The 589-nt window shown below is 40.4% G+C and carries 1 protein-coding gene; it reads left to right on the top strand.

Features of this window, described 5'->3' with window-relative positions; all coding sequences use genetic code 11:
* Positions 1-78: 78 nt before the first annotated feature.
* Positions 79-589, top strand: a 511-nt coding sequence (locus L654_RS0101735) for a hypothetical protein (RefSeq protein ID WP_024607066.1), incomplete at its 3' end; no start/stop codon positions are given.

Below are 589 nucleotides of genomic sequence, written 5' to 3' on the forward strand. Positions count from 1 at the left end.
GGCAACCAAGTTTGAATACCAAGCTTAAGGCTCACTGCCACAAAAGTGTGGCAGTGAAAGTTACTCTGGAGGAATATTATGAAAAGTAAAAGTAACAAAGGCGCAACTACAGCGGCTCTCACATTACTCATCACCTCTGGCATGTTAGCTTCGGCTTTGGGTATTAGACAGGTAAACGATGAAAATAGCGTAACAGCTTGGGTAGTAAACAAAAATATGTCTGCCGGCCAAACTGTAACCGTTCACGATGTAGAGCAAAAGAGTATAGATCCAAGTAACTATTCAAATATTGCACTGAGCGTTCAAAATCCGCGTGCATTAATAGGTCAAAAATTAGCAACTAATAAAATGGTTGAACAACCCTTATTCGACACCGATTTTATTAGAGAAAAAAGCCAAAATTTATCAGAAGCCATTCCGGCAGGGCGTGTTTTATATACTTTAAAACTAAACACCTTAGATATTCCGCTTTCGCGCATACACAAAGGTGACCGACTCGACATAGTCGCTAAAACTAATCGCTTAGTAAGAACAGTTGCCCGTGATGTACAGTTGATTGGTGTTTCAAAAGGTCCTAAATCGCAAGCCG

Source organism: Pseudoalteromonas sp. TAB23, assembly GCF_000498075.1.
In the GTDB taxonomy this organism is placed as follows: Bacteria; Pseudomonadota; Gammaproteobacteria; order Enterobacterales; family Alteromonadaceae; genus Pseudoalteromonas; species Pseudoalteromonas arctica.